Source organism: Draconibacterium halophilum (assembly GCF_010448835.1).
Taxonomy (GTDB): domain Bacteria; phylum Bacteroidota; class Bacteroidia; order Bacteroidales; family Prolixibacteraceae; genus Draconibacterium; species Draconibacterium halophilum.
Map to the genome: position 1 here is coordinate 3,393,209 of NZ_CP048409.1, position 20,925 is coordinate 3,414,133.

Consider the following 20,925-nt stretch of genomic DNA (forward strand, 5'->3'; position numbering starts at 1 on the left):
GAAGTCCGAAAATAGCAAAAGTTCTGCTTTTTCCTGCCATGAGAAACAACAGGAATTAAAACTTTTCAGTCATTCGCATTCAGCAAGGTTTTAATAAAAGTACCTCTTTCAGCTTACGCCGCTGGAATGATCACTAATAATCACCCATCCCCCATCAATCTTCTGAATAATTAGCGTAAAATGCCCGATCAGATCACCAATCTCGCGTGTCAGTTCATAACGTCCGATCAGAAAAACTGTTTTGGTATCGATTTTCCTTAAATCCAGAATTTTAAATTCCAGATGCCCCATCGCCGTTTTGCCGGGATAACCTTTTTTGTAACCATCAAGCGTTGCCTGCCAGCCGTAAGTTGGTCCGCGTGATCCCATAAATACCAGTTTATCCGATTTCCAGTAGGTTTCCATAAACTTTTCGAGGTCGCCTTCATTCCAGGCTTCAGTCTGTTTATCAAGCAACAACAATATATGCTCCTTTTCATTCTCCGTGATTTTTTCTTGTGTAAATCCCAAGTTGGAGAACAGCAAAAAAATGATGCTGATTACAAGAGTCTTTCTCATAAAATTGATTTTTAAAATTGAGTGTTGAAAATAGTGTATTTTTCAGATGCCGTGGCAACAAACCAATGAAAAACAAATAAACGAACGTTTTTTATACCGATCAGAAAAAATACCGTATTATTGTTTTTTAGACAGTATGAAAAGTCTTTGTTGTAAACCAATAAACTAAACGATCAAATCGAACATAAATGAAAATCTTATTCTCTGTATTTCTTCTGGTATCAAGTCTGCTATTATCAGGTCAAACCCGCGAAAAAGCGTTTGAAATAAACGCTCAATTGGGTCGTGGTATTAACTTCGGGAATATGTTCGAGGCTCCTTCTGAAACTGCCTGGGGCAATCCGTGGAAACCGGAGTATCCAAAAATTATTGCTGATCTTGGCTTTAACCATGTTCGTATTCCTGTTCGCTGGGAGCCGGAAGAAAGAAGTGCTGCAACCGAACCATTTACAATAACCCCGGAATTTTTAAATCGTATCAAAGAAGTGGTTGATTCATGCTTAAATACTGGATTGTACGCCATCATAAACATGCATCATCACGAGGAGCTTTTTGAAAATCCTGATGGGCAAAAAGAGCGATTCCTCACCCAGTGGAAACAGATTTCGGAGTATTTTGCCGACTACCCCGATTCGTTATTATTCGAGATCTTGAATGAGCCTCACGGAAATCTTGATGCCACAAAATGGAATACTTTTTTCGCCGATGCACTTTCAACAATTAGGGAAGACAATCCCGACAGAGTGGTGCTAATCGGGACTGCAGAATACGGAGGGCTGGGCGGTTTATCAAAACTGGAATTACACGACGATGATAATATTATTGTTACGGTGCATTATTACAATCCCTTTTCGTTTACGCACCAGGGAGCAGAATGGAGCAACGGTACCGACGCATGGCTGGGAACGGAATGGACGGACACTGAAACAGAACGCGAAATTGTACAAGATGAATTTGCTCCATTAAAAGCATGGGAACAGCAGAAAAATATTCCGGTACATGTGGGCGAATTTGGATCGTATAGCAAAGCAGATATGGATTCGCGCGAGCGCTGGACAACTTACATCGCACGTTTTATCGAATCGCAGGGATGGAGCTGGACCTACTGGGAATTCAGTGCAGGTTTTGGCATTTATAATCCCGATGATGACAGCTACAATAATCGACTGATTGATGCATTACTAAATAACGAAATGTCCGAACCTGCCGTATATGTTGGCACAGCGATTTACTCCTCACAATTTGATCAAACGATTAACGACTGGTCATTATCAACAAACAACGGAGCAGGCGCAACGTTGATACAAAGTAGCGGAAACCTGGCAGTGGATATTACAACTGCAGGTTCTGAAGGCTGGCACATTCAACTCGCAAAAAACAATGTAGCTTTGGAAGCCGGGAAAAAATACCGGCTTACTTTTAAAGCCAAATCGGTGGATGACAGAACTGCAACTTCGTATGTTGGCATGAATGTTTCGCCATGGAGTTCTTACAGCGGTTATTCCGGTTTTAGTCTGACTGATACTTTTAGGGTGTATTCAACTGTTTTCGATATGACAACAACCGACAACTATGCCCGGATCGTTTTTGACCTGGGAACAAATGCATCAGATATTACAATTGAATATATAACGCTTGAATCGGTTGAAATCCAATTTCCAACTTCGGTTGAATCTGTAAAAATTCTTAAAAGCAAAATCTATCCCAATCCCACTTACAATCAACTTTTTATTGATAATCAGGATGATTTTCAGCAACTACAACTAAAAACTATCGACGGGCAAACCATACAACAAACACAACTTGCAAATCACCTTAACGAGATTACTGTTGATAAACTGTCTTCTGGCATATACTTTGTAACTTTATCAAACCAGGTTTTACAACAGACCTTTAAAATCATTAAAAAGTAAGTCATGAAAAGAATTATTGTATCCTTAGCCCTTATCGTTTTTTCACTCGTCACTTTTGCGCAAAATACTGAAAGTGGAATTATTACTGTTGAAGGAAAATCGACAGTAAAATTAGTTCCCGAAGAAATTTCCTTTACAGTTAACCTGAGTGTTAAAGACAGTAACTATTCCCGTTGTGCCGATATGGCTGTTGAAAAACTGGCAAAAATAAAAGCACTTTTTGTGGAAAATGGAATTGATGAAGACTTGATAAAAGCCAGTAGTTATTCCATCAGGGAGGTACAACGCCACGATCCACAACTCCGAAAAATGGTTTTCGATGGTTATGAAGCAAATATCCCGCTTACATTAAAAACACAGCGCGATTATGAAAAAAACGATCTCATATTTTCAATAATAAAAGATAATGTTGAATCCAATTTCAACCTGAGTTTTGGACTGTCGGAAGAACAACGCAATGCAGTAAAAGAAAAACTGATCGATCTTGCGGTACAAGACGCGCGTGACAAAGCGGAAATTATTACAAAAAGTGCAGGAGTAAAATTGGGGACAATCAAATCGATACAATATGGCGATCAAAGAACTATTGCCCGGATGAACGACCGCGAATTGTTATCTTCCGGATCGATAGCAATGAAAATGCAGTCTGAATCATCGATTACCGAGGTACTATCGCCCGACGAAATTATTATGGCCACCAATATTATTATTTCTTGGAATTTGTAAGAACATTCCCTGCTGAAGGATATAAAAAAGGCTGTCCAAAATTAGTATTGGACAGCCTTTATCTTTAGAGCAAAATTAGTTGCTATTCTAAATCAAAACGATCAGCGTTCATCACTTTATTCCAGGCTTTTACAAAGTCGGTTACAAATTTTTCTTTGCTATCGTCTTGTGCATAAACTTCAGAATATGCGCGTAAAACAGCATTCGATCCAAACACTAAATCAATACGAGTTGCCGTCCATTTTACGTCGCCTGATTTTCGATCGCAAATTTCGTAATAACCTTTATCCGTTGGCTTCCAGTTGTAAGCCATATCCGTTAGATTTACGAAAAAATCATTGCTTAATGCTCCAACTTTATCAGTAAACACGCCATGCTGTGTACCACCATAATTTGTTCCCATCATGCGCATTCCACCAACCAAAACGGTCATTTCGTGTGCTGTTAATCCCATTAACTGTGCCCGGTCGAGCATCAGTTCTTCCGGACTAACCACATAATCTTTTTTCTGCCAGTTTCTAAATCCATCAGCCAATGGTTCCAACGGAGCAAACGACTCGGCATCGGTCATTTTATCGGTAGCATCTCCCCGTCCGGGCAAAAACGGAACAGAAACATTCATTCCTGCTTTTTTAATGGACTGTTCAACCCCAACATTTCCGGCCAATACAATTACGTCGGCTACGCTAATTCCAAACTCAGCCGCTATTGGCTCAAGCACCGCTAAAACCTTCGCCAAACGTTCCGGCTCATTTCCTTCCCAATCTTTCTGAGGAGCCAAACGAATGCGGGCACCATTGGCACCACCGCGCATATCCGATCCACGGAAAGTTCTTGCGCTATCCCATGCTGTAGAAACCATGTCGGTAATGCTAAGTCCTGAAGCAGCAATTTTTGCTTTTACCGCATCAACATCATAATCCGATTTACCTGCCAGAACCGGATCTTGCCAGATCAGATCCTCTTCAGGAACATCCGGGCCAAAATAACGTGCTTTCGGTCCCATATCGCGATGCGTTAGTTTAAACCAGGCGCGGGCAAAAGCATCAGAAAGCGCATCGAAATCATTCATGAACTTTTCAGAGATCTTTCTGTACTCCGGATCCATTTTTAAGGCCATATCGGCATCGGTCATCATCGGGATGGTACGAATTGAAAAATCCTCTACATCAGCCGGTTTATCTTCATCTGCAATACTAACAGGTTCCCATTGTTGGGCACCGGCAGGGCTTTTGCGCAATTCCCATTCGTGGTTAAACAGCATCTTAAAATAACCGTTATCCCATTTGGTTGGCTCTGTTGTCCAGGCACCTTCCAAGCCACTGGTAACTGTATGTCTACCTTTTCCTGTTTTATGCGGATTCTTCCAACCCAAACCTTGCTCATCCACATCGGCAGACTCAGGGTCGGGCCCCAAGGCCTCTGCATCGCCGTTACCGTGAGTTTTTCCTACGGTATGTCCACCGGCAGTCAGCGCCACTGTTTCCTCATCGTTCATAGCCATTCGGCGGAAAGTTTCGCGCATTTGCTGAGCAGTTTTTAACGGATCGGGTTTTCCGTTTACTCCTTCCGGGTTTACATAGATCAATCCCATTTGAACGGCAGCCAACGGATTTTCCATCGTCTCAGGTTTTGTTACATCATCGTAACGTTCGTCACTTGGTGCCAGCCATTCTTTTTCGGCTCCCCAGTAAGTATCTTTCTCCGGATGCCAGATATCTTCGCGGCCAAATCCAAAACCAAAGGTTTTTAGTCCCATACTTTCGTAGGCGATGTTACCGGCCAAAATGATCAAATCGGCCCAACTTACTTTATTGCCGTATTTCTTTTTAATGGGCCAAAGTAAACGACGCGCTTTATCCAGACTCACATTATCGGGCCACGAGTTTAATGGTGCAAAACGCTGGTTTCCTGTTCCTCCGCCTCCACGGCCATCGGCAATTCGATACGAACCGGCAGCGTGCCAGGCCATTCTAATCATCAATCCTCCGTAATGCCCCAATCGGCCGGCCACCACTCCTGGCTATCGGTCATTAAATCGTGAAGATCCTTTTTTAAAGCCGCTACATCCAGCTTTTTCAGCTCTTCCCGGTAATTAAAATCTTTTCCTAATGGATTTGTTTTAGTGTCATGCTGATGCAAAATGTCGAGATTTAATGCATTGGGCCACCAACTCATAACTGATGAGCCGGAAGCGGTATTTCCACCATGCATTACCGGACATTTGCCTTGTTTTGAATGATTGTTTTCCATATACTTAGTTTTAAGTGATAATTTATGTAACTATCCCAATAAGATACGAAAAACAGCACGACTAAAAAATGATTAATTCTTTAATCTACAAGCTTTTAAATACTAATTACTAATGATTAATAGATTTTATCTATGCAATTTACAATTCAAGCAAACATAATCACGATGACTTTTTTAACTGATGATTAAATCTTCATGTATTAGCAATTGAACTTTCACGCTGTGTTGGGGTTCTGTTACTTTTACGGCAAATTACAGAAAAATGACAATTACAGTTCATCCTGAGGCGAAAGCCTTGATTTTTGATTTAGACGGAACCCTGTCGAACTCGCTTCCCGTGCATCTGGAAACCTGGAAAATAGTGGCGAAAAAATATAATTTTGATTTTGACCCGAATATTATTCACGAAATGACAGGCCGCCCGACGATTGAGTTTGCCAAACGAATTGTTGAGCAATACAAAGTGGATGAACAACCCGAAATACTGGTTCGTATGAAACAACAAGCATTTTGGGACGCGGCGCATTTACTTGAGCCAATTGAAGAGGTCATCTCAATTGTAAAAAGTTATCACGGGAAACTACCCATGTCGGTAGGAACCGGCGCAAGCGGAAAAAGTGCCGAAGTGCAGTTAAAAGAGCTGGGTATTCGCGACTATTTCGATTTTGTAATTTCAGCTGACGATGTACAGAAACACAAACCACACCCTGAGACCTTTGTAAAATGTGCCGAATTGATGGGCGTTGAACCGCAACTTTGCCAGGTTTTCGAAGATGGAGATTTGGGTATTTCCGCAGCCAAAGAAGCCGGCATGTTTGTTACCGATGTGCGTGAACACATTGTTTACGGCGACTGGGAATTGACTGCAAACAAGTAAAACGGGATTTATGGCACATTTTTTACTGGCCCTGAAGACTGTTGCGCCCCTGTTTCTTGTCATCTTTACCGGAACACTTTTTTCGCGTACAAAAGCGGCTCACGGGCCTTGGGTTGATGTGCTGAACAAATACGCTCTGTGGATCGGATTCCCGGCACTGGTAATTGCATCGCTGATGCACCTCAATCCGCAAGGCGAATCCTATACACAACTCATTCTTATTAATTCGGCTTATATTGCGACGTGCATGTTACTGGCCTTCCCCATCGCACGTATCTTTAAATTTTCAAAGCGTTTACGCAGTTCACTGTTCCTTATCCTATCGTTTGGGAACGTGGCTTACCTCGGCATCCCGGTGTTGCGTAGTAGCTTTGGCGACGATATTTTACCTGTAGCAGCTGTCCTCTCCGCTGTTTATGTTTTTTGGCTGCTTACGCTTGGTGTCATACTTATTGAAGCTACGGGGGAAGAAAGCATCCAACCAAAAAAATTAATGCTGAGCCTGGTCAAAAATCCACTGCTGATCTCCGTTTTTGTGGGTGTAACCATCGTTTTATTTCAACTAAAAGTGCCGTCGTTTATCGATAAATCCATCAGCCTTTTTGCCGAATCGGTAACTGCTGTAGTTCTTTTCTCGTTAGGAATATTTCTGGGGCAAAATAAAATTGGCGCTCCTAAGGAATGGATCAGGGTTTTAGGTTTTGTGTGTGTTACCATGATCATTCTTCCTTTGCTACTACAATTTAGTATCCGAACAGCCGGTTTAAACGACCTTCAGTTTAAAGCCACTATTCTCGATTCGGCAATGCCACTCGGACTAACTCCTTATGCACTTGCCGTTCAGTATAAACTGGAAACAAAACTGGTAGCTCGAATCGTTGTACTGGGTACGCTGCTTTCGGTGATTATTATTCCGCTTTGGATCGCGTTTCTTGGCTGAATAAAAAGTTTCTCGCAGACTACGCAGATACCAGATATTGAATCCAAATAAAATTCTACGCCATCAACGAAATCTGCGTGAAAATTATTTAAGGATTAAAGTCTAAAGCCAGCCCATCCAGTTTCCCAATAAAAACAATGTGACTTTCAGGTGCCTCCAAAATTAAATCGCCCTCTTCCAATTCAAAACGGCCACCAACGCCCTGCAAAATATATTCATAAGGTTCATTCTGAAAACAAACTACTCCTTTGCAGCGGTAGATCTTACTTTTATAAATGTCGAGTGTATATTCCAGCCAGTAATTGAAGTCCTTTCTATTCAGCGGTGCTGAAAAAGAAAGTGTTTTGGTTTTCACCAATGCATGATTTGTTTTGTACGAAAGAAAAGAATAGGAATTAAAAGAGTGTCGTTTTAGATCCTTCAAATTTAGCTTATCAACTTCACCATAACTTGTTATTACTGTTTCTAACAAGGGAGCAACTGATTTTACTTTTTTTGAAATTTCATCGATTTGTTTCGGACCAAGAGCTTCAGTTTTATTTACCAGAACCAGATCGGCAATATTTAACTGCCTAAACGCCATTTCCTCTTCCGGTAAATCATCAAAATTTAAGGCATCAACCAAACAAATGGCACCGTTATACTCGTACAATTCCTTTAAGTCTTCCTCGGCAAAAAAAGGTTGAATCACTGGCGCCGGATCAGCAATTCCTGTTGTTTCAATCAACAGGTGATCGACATTTGGGAAACGTTCGGCCAACTCTTTTAAAACCAACTCATACTCATCAGAAATTGTACAGCAAATACACCCTTGTTTTAACTCAAACATCTGGCTGGCATCTACACCTTTTATTAGTTTAGAATCAATAGGCACATCGCCAAATTCATTCTCAACCAATGTAAACTGAATACCGGGATTAGTTTTTAACAGGAAGTTGATAAAAGTAGTCTTCCCGGCCCCAAGAAAGCCGGTGATTATGGTTACTGGTATTTTATTTTGCATACTCACATTCTTCTAAACAAGTCCCCTTAAGTCGATTTCGGGGTGTAGATTCACCCCTCGCTCTTCGGGCACTCCCCTCAGTGAGGGGAGATAATCCATTTTCCAAAACTTTTTTTCGCTAGTGGCTAGTAGCTCTTAACTTGTAGCTTTATTAACTAAACACCCCAAACAAATTCAGAATCACAATTATCATGGCCAGGATCAGTACGTAACGCACATATTTTGCACCACCTTTAACGGTAAAATTGACTCCTAGCCAAGCACCAAGCATATTTCCGGCGGCAAGTATTAAACCCGCAACAATATCAACTTGTTTATGAAAAATAAATATCCCGATGGAAAAAACAGTATAGATCAAAACAATAAAAACCTTTATAGCATTGGCTCTAACCAAATTATGACCACAACCCAAAACCAAGCCGGCCAGCAGAAAAAAGCCCACTCCCATTTGAATAAACCCGCCGAATAAACCTATTCCAAAGAAAATAATATACTGTAGTACCGTCGGTTTGGGATCGACCTTCCCTACCCGATCTTTTATCCATACTTCTGGTTTTAAAACTACCACCAGCAACAAAACCACCATTAGTCCGGCAATAATCTTTTTCAAAAGCTCTACATCGATTTCAACAGCAAACAGTGCCCCGATAATTGATCCGATAATTGCCGGAACAGCAAGCCGGTAATCAGTTTTAAAATCAAGTACGTTCTTCTGCTTAAAAGTTTTTACGGCAATCACATTTTGAAGCAGAATAGCGATTCGATTGGTTCCGTTGGCAATATTTGCAGGCAGTCCCATAAACATCAATAAAGGGATGGTTAACATGGAGCCACCACCAGCAGTAGTATTAATAAAACCGGCTGCGATTCCGGTTCCTATAAGTGCCAATATCATGTACCATTCCATATCCATAGCTCGAATTTATAGTTAAAGAAAGTGAAAACATAAAAAAAGCCCGAAAATAATTCCGGGCTCTCTATATTTTAACCTTAAGTTCTTAATTAATAGGCAAACAACGGAAAGTCTTTCATCAGTTGATGTACTTTTTCGCCAACCGCTTTAATGTAAGCCTCGTCGTTGATGTTTGCAATCGAATCGTCTATCAACTGCACAATTTCTGGCATCAGATCTTCTTTAACACCACGGGTTGTAATAGCCGGTGTACCTACACGCAAACCTGACGTTTGGAATGGCGAGCGACTATCAAAAGGAACCATGTTTTTATTCACGGTAATTTCAGCATTTACAATGGTATTCTCCACTACTTTTCCGGTAATCTCCGGGTATTTTGTACGCAAGTCGATCAGCATCGAGTGGTTATCGGTACCTCCCGAAATTACTTTGTAACCCAAATCAACAAAAGCCTGTGCCATTACAGCAGCATTCTTTTTAACCTGTGCCTGGTATTCTTTGTATTCCGGTTCAAGCGCCTCGCCAAAAGCAACAGCTTTAGCAGCAATTACATGCTCAAGCGGGCCACCTTGTTGTCCGGGAAATACTGCAGAATCCAGCAATGAAGACATCTTGCGAACCACTCCTTTTTTAGTTGCTATTCCCCATGGATTTTCAAAATCTTCACCAATAAGAATAATACCACCGCGAGGTCCGCGTAAGGTTTTATGTGTTGTTGATGTTACAACGTGTGCATATTTTACAGGATTATCAAGCAAACCGGCAGCGATTAAACCTGCAGGATGTGCCATATCAACCATAAATAGCGCTCCTACTTTATCGGCAATCTCGCGCATACGTTTGTAATCCCACTCGCGGCTATATGCCGATGCACCACCGATTATCAACTTTGGTTTGTGTTCGATAGCCAGCGCTTCCATTTCGTCGTAATCAACCAAACCGGTATCTTCTTTTACCTTGTACGCTACCGGATTGTAAAGAATACCCGAAGAGTTTACATGCGAACCGTGCGAAAGGTGACCACCATGCGAAAGGTCGAGGCCGAGGAATGTATCGCCCGGTTTCAGGATAACACTTAACACGGCAGCATTCGCCTGTGCTCCTGAATGCGGCTGAACGTTAGCCCATTCTGCGCCGTACAATTCTTTAATACGGTCGATGGCCAATTGCTCGGTCATGTCAACAAACTGACATCCACCATAATATCTTTTTCCAGGATAACCTTCAGCGTATTTGTTGGTCATTACCGATCCCATTGCCTCCAAAACCTGCTCACTTACAAAGTTTTCTGAAGCAATCAGCTCAATTCCGCCCAACTGACGTTCGTGTTCCTTCTTGATAATATCAAAAACCAAAGTATCTCTCTTCATTTTGTAACTGAATTAATTTAATGAAAGCCCAAAGTTAATACATTTTAATTCAGCCTTTTGATGATATCGGGTAGAATTTAGGAGATTTTTTGAACAATTAAGATAGACAATGTTAGCGCTTTGCTAATTGACACCAGCTAATTTTTATTGCTACCATTTTAAACTTTTAATCAGATAAATCATCTAACTGATCCAGAAGCTAAAAACAACTGATAATCAAAATCTTTTAACGTATTAACTAAAATTAAAATGAAAAGAACAGTATTTCTAGTAATGGTGTTGGTTAGCACACTTTTAATGTCGTGTAACAACGGAAGCAATAACTCGCAACAATTGCCATTTGGCCGTGGAGGCGGAATGGGTCCCGGAAATTTTGATCCGCAGGCTATGGTAGACCGCCAGATTGAAGATATGGACGAAAATCTGGATTTAAGCAACGAGCAGGAAGAGAAAATTCGCGAAATAATGGAAGAGAGTTTTGAGAATATGGCTGCCATGCGCGAAGAAATGCAAAACAGCGGTGCCGGATTTGAAGGAATGCGTGAGCAAATGCAAAAATCACGTGAAGAGCAAAACAAAAAAATGAAGGCTGTTCTTTCTGAAGAACAATGGGAGAAATACCAGGTGATGCAGGAAGAAAGACGAGAAAGGCGTGGGCAGGGGGGAATGCCTCCGCAGAATTAGAGCATCAAAAAAAAGAAGTCATTTGAAAAATCAAATGGCTTCTTCTCTCTTCAATCAGTTCTCAGTAAGGATGTCATCTCTTTTTTGCGGATATGTGAGAAATGGAGCACTGAGAGGTGGAGCAAAAATGCAACTTGATACTTGTAACTTTTTTGTAACAGATCTCTCACTGTGCTCTAGATGACAAGCAGTGGCAATTAACAGAAAGATCCGATCCGTATTGTTAAAAATTAAACGGATCGGATCTTTTTATGCACATTGGTAACTTGCAACCTGAAACCTGAAACCTGAAACCGGCAACTTTTTTGTAACAGATCTCTCGCTACGCTTCGAGATGACAGCAACTGTCAACTGCGACTGCAAACTGAAATCTTCGCGCCTTAGCGTCTTTGCGGTTAACAATAGACTAAATCCCCAGCATCAACTCCCCGGCGTCTTTTCCTCCGGTGAATAAACGTTCCGGATTTTCAAGCAGTTCTTTCAGTTTTACCAGGAATCCTACCGAATCTTTACCATCGATAATACGATGATCGTACGACAGTGCAACATACATCATTGGGCGGATAACTACTTGTCCGTTAACAGCAACCGGTCGCTCCACAATATTATGCATGCCCAAAATTCCCGATTGCGGCGGGTTAAGAATTGGTGTCGACAGCAACGACCCGAAAACGCCACCATTGGTAATGGTAAACGTTCCTCCCTGTAATTCTTCAACTGTAATTTTCTTATTACGTGCCTTTTCAGCCAGTTGTTTGATTTCGAGCTCAATTTCGGGTATCGATTTACTTTCGGCATTCCGGACAATGGGCACCATCAATCCTTTTGGTGTTGATACCGCAATACCCACATCAACAAACTGCGGCATTACTATTTCTTCGCCATCCATCTGCGCATTCACCATCGGATGGAAATCCATGGCAGTGGCAACGGCTTTGGTAAAAAACGACATAAAACCGACTTTGAATCCGTGCGTATCCACAAATTTTTGCTGATACTTTTTGCGCATATCCATTACATAGCTCATGTCGATCTCGTTGAAGGTGGTGAGCATGGCTGTTTCGTTTTTCACCGAAACCAAGCGTGCACTTAACTTTCGGCGCAAGCTCGACATACGCTGGCGCTCTTCGTTGCGTGTAGCTTCTTTTTGCGGAATCACTGCAGCTGACTGTGGCGCATTTACCACAGCTTCCACTTCTTTTTTACCTAATCTTTTCAAACCGTTAATCACATCGTCAACCGAAAGATCATGCTCTTTCATCATTTCCTTAGCTACCGATGTAACTTTTACTTTATCGTGCCCCGACGCTGACGGTCGGGATTTCGCTTCGCTCAACTCATCTTCGGATGTTGACTCCTCGGTCTGGGTTGCTTGTTTTTCGTTATCGGAAGTTGATTCCTGAGCGCTTTTTTCTTCCGGCTTCCGGCTTCCGGCTTCTGGCTTTATACTTGTATCAATGGTACAAACAACAGCTCCAACCTCTACAGCCTCACCTTCTTCAGCTTTTAATGCTATTTTACCACCTTCGCTGGCAGTAATAGTCAATGTGGCTTTATCCGATTCCACTTCCGCTATTTCCTGATCTTTGGCAACAACGGCTCCGTCTTCAACAAGCCAACTGCCAATTTCAACTTCAGTTATAGATTCTCCCGGACTGGGAACTTTGATTTCAATAATCATATTTTGGTTTTTTATGAAGCTACAACTTCTTTTTCTTTAAATACTAATTCCAGGATATGGTTGAGGCCTTTTTTGTGTTTATCCATTAGACCAACAGCCGGGCTGGCACTTTCCGGGCGAGCAACAACCTTAAAGCCAAGGCAATCTAATTTACGGTTAATAAACGGCCACGCTCCCATATTTTCAGGCTCATCCTGTGCCCAAATCAATTCGGTCGATTTTGAATATTTACTCAATACTTCATTGATCTGCTTATTCGGAATCGGGTAAATTTGCTCCAAACGCACAACGGCCGTATTTGAAATTCCGTTTTCTGATTTGTATTTTACCAGATCGTAATACAATCGGCCAGAGACAAATATAACCTTCTCTACCAAATCAGGTTCAGCTACCGGATCGTCAATAATTTCCTTAAAATGTCCGTCGGCCATTTCTTCAATGGTTGAATGTACCATTGGGTGACGCAACAAACTCTTTGGTGTGAAAACCACAAGTGGTACACGCATTTTCATTTTCACCTGGCGGCGCAACATGTGAAACATATTGGCCGGAGTGGTTGGCATAACTACCTGTATATTATTATTCGCCGAGAGTTCTAAAAAGCGCTCAAGACGTGCCGACGAGTGTTCGGGCCCCTGCCCTTCAAATCCATGAGGCAGGAACAACACCAGGTTATTCATTAACCCCCATTTCTCGTATGCTGAAGTAAGGTATTGGTCGATTATAACCTGTGCCACATTATAGAAATCGCCAAATTGGGCTTCCCAAATTGTCAACCCGTTTGGTTCCGATAAAGCATAGCCATATTCAAAACCCATTACGGCATATTCTGAAAGCGGCGAATTATAAATTTTAAAACGTGCCTGATCGTCCGATATATGTTTTAACGGAAAATATTTCTTCTCCGATCCATCAATTACGAACGAAGCATGGCGGTGAGCAAAAGTTCCACGTTCACTGTCCTGACCACTCAAACGCACCGGATGACCTTCAGCAACCAGCGTTCCGTAGGCCAGCAACTCTCCCATTGCCCAATCCAAACGGTTATCATGGATCATCATTTTCCGGTCGGAAATAATACGATTTACTTTTTTAAAGAAAGACAGTTCTTTGGGCAGCGTATTTATTTTCTCCGCCACAGATCGCACGGTTTCCTCCCCAACAGCGGTATCAACAGGTTCGTTAAAAAGAGCTTTCGATGGTAATTCATAGTTTTCAAAGTCTTTTACCAGGAATTTACGAATCTGCAACTTTTCAATTTTCTCCGACTCCTTATATTTCCCATCTAAAAACTGATCGAATTCCCGAATCTCTTCTCTTGATTCATCGTGGGTCATAATTCCCAGTTCATTCAATTTGCCCGCATAGATATCGCGCGGATTTTTATGTTTTGAAATGGCTTTATATAGCATTGGCTGCGTAAAACGTGGCTCATCGCCCTCGTTGTGTCCGTACTTTCGGTAACACAGAATATCGATAAATACATCGGAATGGAATTTTTGACGGAATTCCATTGCCAGCCTTATTGTCCAAACCAAAGCCTCAACATCGTCGCCATTTACATGAAAAACAGGCGAGCGTGTTACTTTTGCCACATCAGTACAATAAGTGCTCGATCGTGCTTCAAGATACGGTGTAGTAAATCCAACCTGGTTGTTGATTACCAAATGAATCGTACCTCCCGTTTTATATCCCGGAAGCTGCGCCATTTGTACTGTTTCGTAAACCACACCCTGTGTTGCAATGGCTGCATCGCCGTGAATAACAATGGCGCACGCCTTGCTGTAATCGCGCTGGTATTCGCATTCGATCTGAGAGCGAACCATGCCTTCAACAATTGGGGCTACAGTTTCCAAATGCGATGGATTTGGAAGAAGCTTCAAATTTACTTTCTTGCCAAAGTCAGTTACCACATCATTCTCGTAACCCAAATGATATTTCACATCTCCTTGTGCTATATCGTCCTCGTATTCAGTCGCGTAGAATTCTTTAAAAATATTTTCATATGGTTTTTCCAGGATATTAGACAGTACGTTCAATCGTCCGCGATGTGCCATTCCCAGAATAAATTCTTCCATTCCCAGTTCTGCACCGCGTTCGATAACGGCGTCAAGTGCAGGAATTAAAGCTTCCGCCCCTTCGAGTGAAAACCGCTTCTGCCCAACAAATTTTTTATGGATAAAATTTTCGAAGCCTACCGCCAGTTTCAGGTGATAGAAAAAGTGTTTCCGTTTTTCTTCGGTATATTCCTCCGAGTTTTTGGTACTTTCCATTCGCTTGCGCAACCATTGCACCACCTCCGGATGTCGCATATACACATATTCCACACCAACCGACTGGCAGTAAGTGTCTTCAAGATGTGAAATAATATCTTTTAATTTGGCCGTTCCAATTCCAATTTCGTTACCCGCCTGAAATGTTTTTTCCAGATCGGCTTTTTCCAAACCAAAATTCTCGATATCGAGTGTTGGAGAGTATTTACGACGCGCACGAACGGGATTGGTTTTGGTGAACAGGTGTCCACGCTGACGATAGCCATGTATAAGATTTAGAATAGCAAATTCTTTATCAATATTGTCGAGTTTTATCCCCGAAGGTTTTTCGGGATACTGCTTGCGGGCCAGCTCAAAACCCGAAAAAAACTGTTGCCAGCTCTTATCAACAGACTCCGGATCCTCAAGATAAGACTGGTATAAGTTCTCAATCGCCTCGAGTTCCTGGTTTCCCACAGCCGAAAATTTATCCATAGTTGATTTTTAATTAACTTTTATATGATATTGAAGAAACAAAGCAGTTTTTTTATTGTTTACCTGCAATCATAGTTTTTTGTTATCAAAATTAAGCTTTCCTGATGATTTTTAGGCAAGCTTAGCCATTTTGGTTTTGAGAAATATTTTGATTGGCTATTTTTGCTGAAAATTTAAGACAATGATTCAAAGAATTCAAACCTTGTTTATCCTGGTAGCCGGCATGCTGATCGGTTCGTTATACATTCAGAAATTTGCAGATATTATCGTTAACGATCAGCTGCATGTTTTTAACGCTTTTGGAATTTTTAAAGATGAAGAACTACTTTTTAGTGGTTTGCCGCTAATGATTCTAATAGGCATTATTGCAGTACTTCATCTGGTGACAATATTTTTATACAAAAAGCGCATCCTTCAAATCCGTATCCTTGGATTCTCCATGATTCTGATGCTCGGGCTTTTCGGACTGTTCTTTTATTTCACTTACGCCAGCTTTGATGAAGTGAAAGTGGCTTTTAAAGTTGCCGTTGCCTTACCGATTGTAGCTATTATTTTAGATTGGCTGGCTATTCGTGCCATCGGAAAAGACGAAGCTTTGGTTAGAAGCCTGGACAGGATACGCTAAGCCCCTCCTAACCTCCCCAATGGGGAGGTACAGATCTCACTACTCGCATCTAATAATCTATAAGTCTTTCAATATGCAAGCAATGATTTTCGCCGCCGGTTTGGGTACCCGTTTAAAAGACGAAACGACCAATAAACCAAAAGCTTTGGTAGAAGTTGGCGGGAAACCGTTGCTGCAACATGCCATTGAAAAACTTAGTGCCGCAGGTGCCACCCGGATCGTTGTTAACGTTCATCATTTTGCACAACAGGTAATGGATTTTGTAAAAAGCAAGGATTGGGATGTCCCGGTGCTCATCTCCGACGAAAGCAACAAATTATTGGAAACCGGAGGCGGACTAAAATTTGCCGCCCACCTATTTTCAAAAGAAGAACCCATCCTTATTTATAATGTAGATATTCTTGGCAACATAAATTTAAAGGATGTGCTTGCAGAACACGACAGATCGAATAGCATTGCAACGCTGGTTGTGCGGCAGCGCGAAACGCAACGTTACTTTAAGTTCGATTCGGAGCAAAATCTGGTGGGCTGGATGAATAAAAAAACGGGAGAAACAAAAATATCAAACCCGGATAATTTTCAGGGAGCTACGGAAATGGCTTTTAGCGGAATTCATATTGTTGAACCTGAAATTTTTGATTTTATGCCGCTTGAAGATCGATTTTCAATTGTGCAGGTTTACCTTGAACTGGCAAAAACGAAAAACATAAAAGGTTACTTCGATAATTCAGAATTGTGGATGGATGTTGGGAAACCGGCTCAGCTGGAAGAAGCAAGGGAGTTGTTTCGATAGTTGTCATTTCGAAGGAGGCACGACTGAGAATTGAAAATCAGCGAAGCTAAATCTTTAACCAACTGCAGAAAAGTTAGAGATTTCTCACTACGTTCGAAATGACAGAATTATTTCAGCAACTCATAATTCCGATACTCAAATAAACGCACTCCAAATAACTTTTCGATTCGATAAAGCAGACGGTACTTAAATTTCATCTGAATTTTATCAGTATCTACATTAACATCCCAGTTCAAACGTTTTATCCTGCCTTGCATTATTTTTGGATGCGTGCCTTCAAAACGAATAAGAGCGTCGTACTCTGTCCCATAGTTAAATTCCTGCTCCGATGCTTTTTTTTGTGCCTCTTCTTCCGAAATTCCGTGGTAAAAAGCTTTAACCGAATCCACTTTTTCCTGCATAAATTTTGGGTGGCGTACCCAACCGTAATGATAAATTTCGGCATCAACCGGAACAACCTTTAACTTCTCCCCGTTTTTCCGAAATCCCTGCGCATCTTTATACGAACGGATAGATTTGTCATTACGAATCACACGAATCTCGTTTCGATACCAGTGCCGGCAATCGCCCACATAATCGTAAGTTCCGTAAAAATGCCGGTAGCGAAACAATAATCCTTCAACCTCTTTTCTGTCAAGGTTTGTTTTCATTGCTTTTTTAATCGCCAGCAAATGTTTTTCGTGCACTACCTCGTCGCCCTGAATGTAAAAACACCAATCGTATTCATCACCAATAGCATCAAAAGCTTTGTTGGTTTCGTCGGCATAAACAACACCACCTTCGCGAAGGTTTTCATCCCAAACCGTATCAACCACGGTAATTTTATCCCGATCGATTTCTTCAATAATTTTTCGGGTTTTGTCTTCCGATTTTCCAACGGCAACTACAAAATGATCGCAAATGGGCAAAGCCGAAGTTATTGCTTCAACAATAGGGAAATCATATTTTTCGGCATTTCGGATAAATGTAAAACCACAGACTTTCATACGATAGATTGAACTAAAATTTGATGACCAGAACGATAGTACTGATTTAATTTGGCTAAAATAACGATTGCACCGAAAAAGCGAAGGCATCATCTTCGTTGCTTGGTACCACCGGATATTTATCTTTTATTTCATGGGGCGAGTTATCGGTTAAAAAGGAGTGCATGGTAAATTCCAGCAGGTCAAAATCGTTGTAGTCATTTCCCAGCCCCATCGTTTCTTCTTGCGTAATTCCCAATTGTTTACAAATTTCGTTCACCCCGTTTCCTTTCGATACGGAATGGTGAAAAACCTCGATCCAGATATACCCGGGAGTAATTGGCGACGATGCACGGATAACTCTAATCTCGGGGCACAAAGCTTCGATATCTGCTTTCAGGTGTTTAAACCGTTCTTCATCTTGTTTAATAATGACCAGAAACTGGCATAATTCGCCGTTTGGCAAAGCCTTGGTTTTTAGTTGCTCTGCATACGCTACATTAAATTTAAAGTAACGTTCAAACTCTTCGCAATCGTCCTTCCCGCGGTAATAATAGTGTTTATGATTATCGGGAACCGGATAAAAAGCATGAAAATTTACATCGCGTTGAATAAAATGATTAAGCAGCTTTTGGGCCGACGACACTTTTATATTCTGATTGGCAATAAGTTGCTTTTTCTGCCAGTTGTAAACGCCGGCGCCCGAAGAAAACACCACAAAATCGAAAGGCAAATCGGGCTGCAGTACATCTTTTACTTTCTGCAAATTCCGCCCCGTTGCTGCAACACGAACAATCTGTTTATCACCCAGTTTATGCAAAGCATCAATATTTGCCTGACTAATTGTCCGGTCATTTTTCAGAAACGTACCATCCAAATCGGTTGCAACAAGTTTTATATTTTTCATTTTCATAAATTAGTCCGATAAAATTAGATAAAAATCAATTATTTAATCATTCGTAGCTTTAAATTACCGTTAACCCTGTTCGCCGCATTTCCCCTTGTGTTCATCGAAATAATTTAATGTGCGAAACTGCTATGGCTACATTTGAGTATTGTTACCCGTTGTGCGGTTTAAACTGCCAGGGCATATTTTAAATTATTAATTGGTTTACCGTTCTTTAAATTAATGTATTGCAGTAAAGTCACCGAAGTAACTTTTGTGAGTATTCTGACTGACAATCCAATAAGTGTTTTGGCGTAATTACGTTTAAGCATGAACTGGTCGCAAAGTTGAGAAAACAATGTTTCGATCCTTTTTCTAAACTTTTTAAAAACAGGTGGGTACAAAGTGTAAGCTTTTTGATTAGCCCGCATGGGGGTTTCCAGTTTAACGTTGCAGGAAGAAAACAGGTCAATTTGCTGAGAACTGGATAAATATCCTTTATCTCCCAGCAGGATACAATTGTTTAGCCCAGAATGCTTTACCTGCGACAGGTAATGAACATCATGGACACTAGCCTTGCTTAAGTCCATACTATGAAAAACCCCGTTTGCAGAGGTAAGCAAATGAAGCTTGTAGCCGTAATACCAGGTTTTATTAACAGCAGAATAGCCTTTGTTTGGTGCTGTCTCAAAGTTTTCTTTGCAAATCCTGCTGCGTTGTTCACGGGCGTTCTTGCAAACAGGGATGGGAATCGAATCAACCAGGAAACAGTCTTCTCCTGCATTGAGAAAGCCGGCTACAGTCTTGTTCAATTCTTCGATAAAAGGATAAAGGCGTTTTCTTCTGCGGTTAAAGTTGCTTCGGTCGATTAGGTTGGGAAAATCATCAGCATGTTCGCTTTTGATTTTAGCCCACAAAAAAGCTTCGCTGTCGATTCCGAGTGACTCGCCAGTAATAGAGAACGCAATAATTTGACAATCAGACATCTTTGGGCGGTTTCTATACGAATAGAAATTATCGAAAGAGTTGATGCGATTTTTAAATACAGATTTGGTAATGAGAAAGAATCTGTCGTAATTTGATTTCAAGTTATGCATAACAGAAGTAAAAATGTGGTGTTTTATACTTCTAAGATATTGAATATCATGATTATGCATAACTTTTTTTAGTTATAGATATTAATAAGGTTATTAACAAATTAAACCGCACAACGGGTTATTGTTATATATTTGTGGCTTATTCTAAAACAGATAATCAGCAAAATAATGAGAATTGCACTAATTGGCTACGGGAGAATGGGACAGGAAATCGAGAAAATCGCGGTGTCGCGCGGTCACGAAATTGGCCTCACCATCGATCTCGACAATCAACACGATCTTACCGTCGATAATCTCAAAAAATGTGATGTTGCCATTGAATTTACTATTCCTGCATCAGCAGTAAATAACTATAAGTTGTGTTTTGAGGCGGGTGTTCCTGTTGTTAGCGGAACCACCGGCTGGCTCGATAAAAAAGAAGAGGTGTATAATAAATGTGCTGAAACCGACGGTACATTTTTTTATGGAAGTAACTTCTCGGTAGGTGTAAACCTGTTTTTCGAGCTGAATAAAAAACTGGCAGAATTGATGGCGCCACGTGCCGAATACGGTGTTGAAATGACAGAAGTTCATCATACGAAAAAGCTGGATGCACCTAGCGGAACAGCAATCAGCTTAGCAGAAGATATCTTTGAAAACCTTCCGGCAAAAAATGCCTGGGTTAATGATAAAACTCCTGCTGCTAATGAAATGAACATTAAATCAGAGCGCGTTGGACAAGTACCGGGTATTCATACCGTAAAATACGAATCGGAAATCGACTTTATTGAAATCACGCACAGTGCAAAAAGTCGTACAGGATTTGCATCCGGCGCCGTACTTGCTGCCGAATATTGCCTCGACAACAAAGGCATACTGACAATGAAAGATTTACTAAAATTATAAAATAAGAAT

19 protein-coding genes are annotated in these 20,925 nt (G+C 41.1%); 8 read left to right on the forward strand and 11 right to left on the reverse strand.

Annotated features, from left to right (window positions below; translation table 11 throughout):
• Positions 1-108: 108 nt before the first annotated feature.
• Positions 109-558 carry a YybH family protein gene (locus tag G0Q07_RS13590; protein WP_163346962.1) on the reverse strand — a complete coding sequence of 150 codons (450 nt, stop codon included), beginning with the start codon at positions 556-558 and terminating at the stop codon, positions 109-111.
• Between the two features lie 188 nt (positions 559-746).
• Here G0Q07_RS13590 and G0Q07_RS13595 point away from each other — a divergent pair, with 188 nt between their 5' ends.
• Complete coding sequence (locus G0Q07_RS13595; protein WP_163346965.1) at positions 747-2,471, forward strand: cellulase family glycosylhydrolase; 1,725 nt, start codon at positions 747-749, stop codon at positions 2,469-2,471.
• A gap of 3 nt (positions 2,472-2,474) precedes the next feature.
• A complete protein-coding gene (locus G0Q07_RS13600) occupies positions 2,475-3,197 on the forward strand; it encodes an SIMPL domain-containing protein (protein ID WP_163346974.1) in 723 nt (240 codons plus the stop codon).
• Positions 3,198-3,279: 82 nt separating this feature from the next.
• Here G0Q07_RS13600 and katG read toward each other — a convergent pair whose 3' ends face one another.
• On the reverse strand, positions 3,280-5,214 hold the full coding sequence (gene katG / locus G0Q07_RS13605; protein WP_203532541.1) for a catalase/peroxidase HPI: 1,935 nt from the start codon (positions 5,212-5,214) through the stop codon (positions 3,280-3,282).
• Positions 5,178-5,450, reverse strand: a complete 273-nt coding sequence (locus tag G0Q07_RS20355) for a hypothetical protein (RefSeq protein WP_203532542.1) — start codon at positions 5,448-5,450, stop codon at positions 5,178-5,180. The genes katG and G0Q07_RS20355 overlap by 37 nt, the downstream gene beginning before the upstream one ends.
• A gap of 262 nt (positions 5,451-5,712) precedes the next feature.
• Between G0Q07_RS20355 and G0Q07_RS13610 the strand changes: the two genes are divergently transcribed.
• Both G0Q07_RS13610 and G0Q07_RS13615 read left to right on the forward strand, forming a co-directional pair.
• Positions 5,713-6,327 (forward strand): beta-phosphoglucomutase family hydrolase, encoded by a 615-nt coding sequence (locus G0Q07_RS13610; RefSeq protein ID WP_163346976.1) that lies wholly within the window; start codon positions 5,713-5,715, stop codon positions 6,325-6,327.
• Positions 6,328-6,337: 10 nt separating this feature from the next.
• Positions 6,338-7,267 carry an AEC family transporter gene (locus tag G0Q07_RS13615; protein ID WP_163346978.1) on the forward strand — a complete coding sequence of 310 codons (930 nt, stop codon included), beginning with the start codon at positions 6,338-6,340 and terminating at the stop codon, positions 7,265-7,267.
• 88 nt (positions 7,268-7,355) lie between these two features.
• Here G0Q07_RS13615 and G0Q07_RS13620 read toward each other — a convergent pair whose 3' ends face one another.
• From G0Q07_RS13620 to glyA, 3 genes are all read right to left on the reverse strand, one after another.
• Positions 7,356-8,270 carry a CobW family GTP-binding protein gene (locus G0Q07_RS13620; RefSeq protein ID WP_163346980.1) on the reverse strand — a complete coding sequence of 305 codons (915 nt, stop codon included), beginning with the start codon at positions 8,268-8,270 and terminating at the stop codon, positions 7,356-7,358.
• Positions 8,271-8,421: 151 nt separating this feature from the next.
• Complete coding sequence (locus G0Q07_RS13625; RefSeq protein ID WP_163346982.1) at positions 8,422-9,183, reverse strand: sulfite exporter TauE/SafE family protein; 762 nt, start codon at positions 9,181-9,183, stop codon at positions 8,422-8,424.
• Between the two features lie 89 nt (positions 9,184-9,272).
• Positions 9,273-10,553 (reverse strand): serine hydroxymethyltransferase, encoded by a 1,281-nt coding sequence (gene glyA, locus G0Q07_RS13630; RefSeq protein ID WP_163346984.1) that lies wholly within the window; start codon positions 10,551-10,553, stop codon positions 9,273-9,275.
• A 249-nt stretch (positions 10,554-10,802) separates the two neighbouring features.
• Between glyA and G0Q07_RS13635 the strand changes: the two genes are divergently transcribed.
• Positions 10,803-11,237, forward strand: coding sequence for a hypothetical protein (locus G0Q07_RS13635; protein WP_163346986.1), 435 nt, complete (start codon positions 10,803-10,805; stop codon positions 11,235-11,237).
• A gap of 406 nt (positions 11,238-11,643) precedes the next feature.
• Here G0Q07_RS13635 and odhB read toward each other — a convergent pair whose 3' ends face one another.
• Both odhB and G0Q07_RS13645 read right to left on the reverse strand, forming a co-directional pair.
• Positions 11,644-12,918, reverse strand: a complete 1,275-nt coding sequence (odhB, locus tag G0Q07_RS13640; protein WP_163346988.1) for a 2-oxoglutarate dehydrogenase complex dihydrolipoyllysine-residue succinyltransferase — start codon at positions 12,916-12,918, stop codon at positions 11,644-11,646.
• An 11-nt stretch (positions 12,919-12,929) separates the two neighbouring features.
• A complete protein-coding gene (locus tag G0Q07_RS13645; protein WP_163346990.1) occupies positions 12,930-15,665 on the reverse strand; it encodes a 2-oxoglutarate dehydrogenase E1 component in 2,736 nt (911 codons plus the stop codon).
• A gap of 181 nt (positions 15,666-15,846) precedes the next feature.
• Here G0Q07_RS13645 and G0Q07_RS13650 point away from each other — a divergent pair, with 181 nt between their 5' ends.
• Both G0Q07_RS13650 and G0Q07_RS13655 read left to right on the forward strand, forming a co-directional pair.
• Entirely contained in the window at positions 15,847-16,290 is a 444-nt protein-coding gene (locus tag G0Q07_RS13650) for a DUF4293 domain-containing protein (protein ID WP_163346993.1), read from the forward strand.
• Positions 16,291-16,363: 73 nt separating this feature from the next.
• Positions 16,364-17,083, forward strand: coding sequence for a nucleotidyltransferase family protein (locus G0Q07_RS13655; RefSeq protein ID WP_163346995.1), 720 nt, complete (start codon positions 16,364-16,366; stop codon positions 17,081-17,083).
• Between the two features lie 107 nt (positions 17,084-17,190).
• On the opposite strand, the gene G0Q07_RS13660 is transcribed toward G0Q07_RS13655, so the two are convergent.
• From G0Q07_RS13660 to G0Q07_RS13670, 3 genes are all read right to left on the reverse strand, one after another.
• A complete protein-coding gene (locus G0Q07_RS13660) occupies positions 17,191-18,069 on the reverse strand; it encodes a glycosyltransferase family protein (RefSeq protein WP_163346997.1) in 879 nt (292 codons plus the stop codon).
• A gap of 55 nt (positions 18,070-18,124) precedes the next feature.
• Entirely contained in the window at positions 18,125-18,955 is an 831-nt protein-coding gene (locus tag G0Q07_RS13665; RefSeq protein ID WP_163346999.1) for an HAD-IIB family hydrolase, read from the reverse strand.
• A 167-nt stretch (positions 18,956-19,122) separates the two neighbouring features.
• Complete coding sequence (locus G0Q07_RS13670) at positions 19,123-19,920, reverse strand: IS982 family transposase (RefSeq protein ID WP_163344491.1); 798 nt, start codon at positions 19,918-19,920, stop codon at positions 19,123-19,125.
• A gap of 279 nt (positions 19,921-20,199) precedes the next feature.
• Between G0Q07_RS13670 and dapB the strand changes: the two genes are divergently transcribed.
• On the forward strand, positions 20,200-20,916 hold the full coding sequence (gene dapB, locus G0Q07_RS13675; protein ID WP_163347001.1) for a 4-hydroxy-tetrahydrodipicolinate reductase: 717 nt from the start codon (positions 20,200-20,202) through the stop codon (positions 20,914-20,916).
• Positions 20,917-20,925: the final 9 nt, after the last annotated feature.

Coding starts and splice junctions, on each gene's coding strand:
- G0Q07_RS13590 (WP_163346962.1), bottom strand. CDS start 558: ATGAGAAAGACTCTTGTAATCAGCATCATTTTTTTGCTGTTCTCCAAC.
- G0Q07_RS13595 (WP_163346965.1), top strand. CDS start 747: ATGAAAATCTTATTCTCTGTATTTCTTCTGGTATCAAGTCTGCTATTA.
- G0Q07_RS13600 (WP_163346974.1), top strand. CDS start 2,475: ATGAAAAGAATTATTGTATCCTTAGCCCTTATCGTTTTTTCACTCGTC.
- G0Q07_RS20355 (WP_203532542.1), bottom strand. CDS start 5,450: ATGGAAAACAATCATTCAAAACAAGGCAAATGTCCGGTAATGCATGGT.
- G0Q07_RS13610 (WP_163346976.1), top strand. CDS start 5,713: ATGACAATTACAGTTCATCCTGAGGCGAAAGCCTTGATTTTTGATTTA.
- G0Q07_RS13615 (WP_163346978.1), top strand. CDS start 6,338: ATGGCACATTTTTTACTGGCCCTGAAGACTGTTGCGCCCCTGTTTCTT.
- G0Q07_RS13620 (WP_163346980.1), bottom strand. CDS start 8,270: ATGCAAAATAAAATACCAGTAACCATAATCACCGGCTTTCTTGGGGCC.
- G0Q07_RS13625 (WP_163346982.1), bottom strand. CDS start 9,183: ATGGATATGGAATGGTACATGATATTGGCACTTATAGGAACCGGAATC.
- glyA (WP_163346984.1), bottom strand. CDS start 10,553: ATGAAGAGAGATACTTTGGTTTTTGATATTATCAAGAAGGAACACGAA.
- G0Q07_RS13635 (WP_163346986.1), top strand. CDS start 10,803: ATGAAAAGAACAGTATTTCTAGTAATGGTGTTGGTTAGCACACTTTTA.
- odhB (WP_163346988.1), bottom strand. CDS start 12,918: ATGATTATTGAAATCAAAGTTCCCAGTCCGGGAGAATCTATAACTGAA.
- G0Q07_RS13645 (WP_163346990.1), bottom strand. CDS start 15,665: ATGGATAAATTTTCGGCTGTGGGAAACCAGGAACTCGAGGCGATTGAG.
- G0Q07_RS13650 (WP_163346993.1), top strand. CDS start 15,847: ATGATTCAAAGAATTCAAACCTTGTTTATCCTGGTAGCCGGCATGCTG.
- G0Q07_RS13655 (WP_163346995.1), top strand. CDS start 16,364: ATGCAAGCAATGATTTTCGCCGCCGGTTTGGGTACCCGTTTAAAAGAC.
- G0Q07_RS13660 (WP_163346997.1), bottom strand. CDS start 18,069: ATGAAAGTCTGTGGTTTTACATTTATCCGAAATGCCGAAAAATATGAT.
- G0Q07_RS13665 (WP_163346999.1), bottom strand. CDS start 18,955: ATGAAAAATATAAAACTTGTTGCAACCGATTTGGATGGTACGTTTCTG.
- G0Q07_RS13670 (WP_163344491.1), bottom strand. CDS start 19,920: ATGTCTGATTGTCAAATTATTGCGTTCTCTATTACTGGCGAGTCACTC.
- dapB (WP_163347001.1), top strand. CDS start 20,200: ATGAGAATTGCACTAATTGGCTACGGGAGAATGGGACAGGAAATCGAG.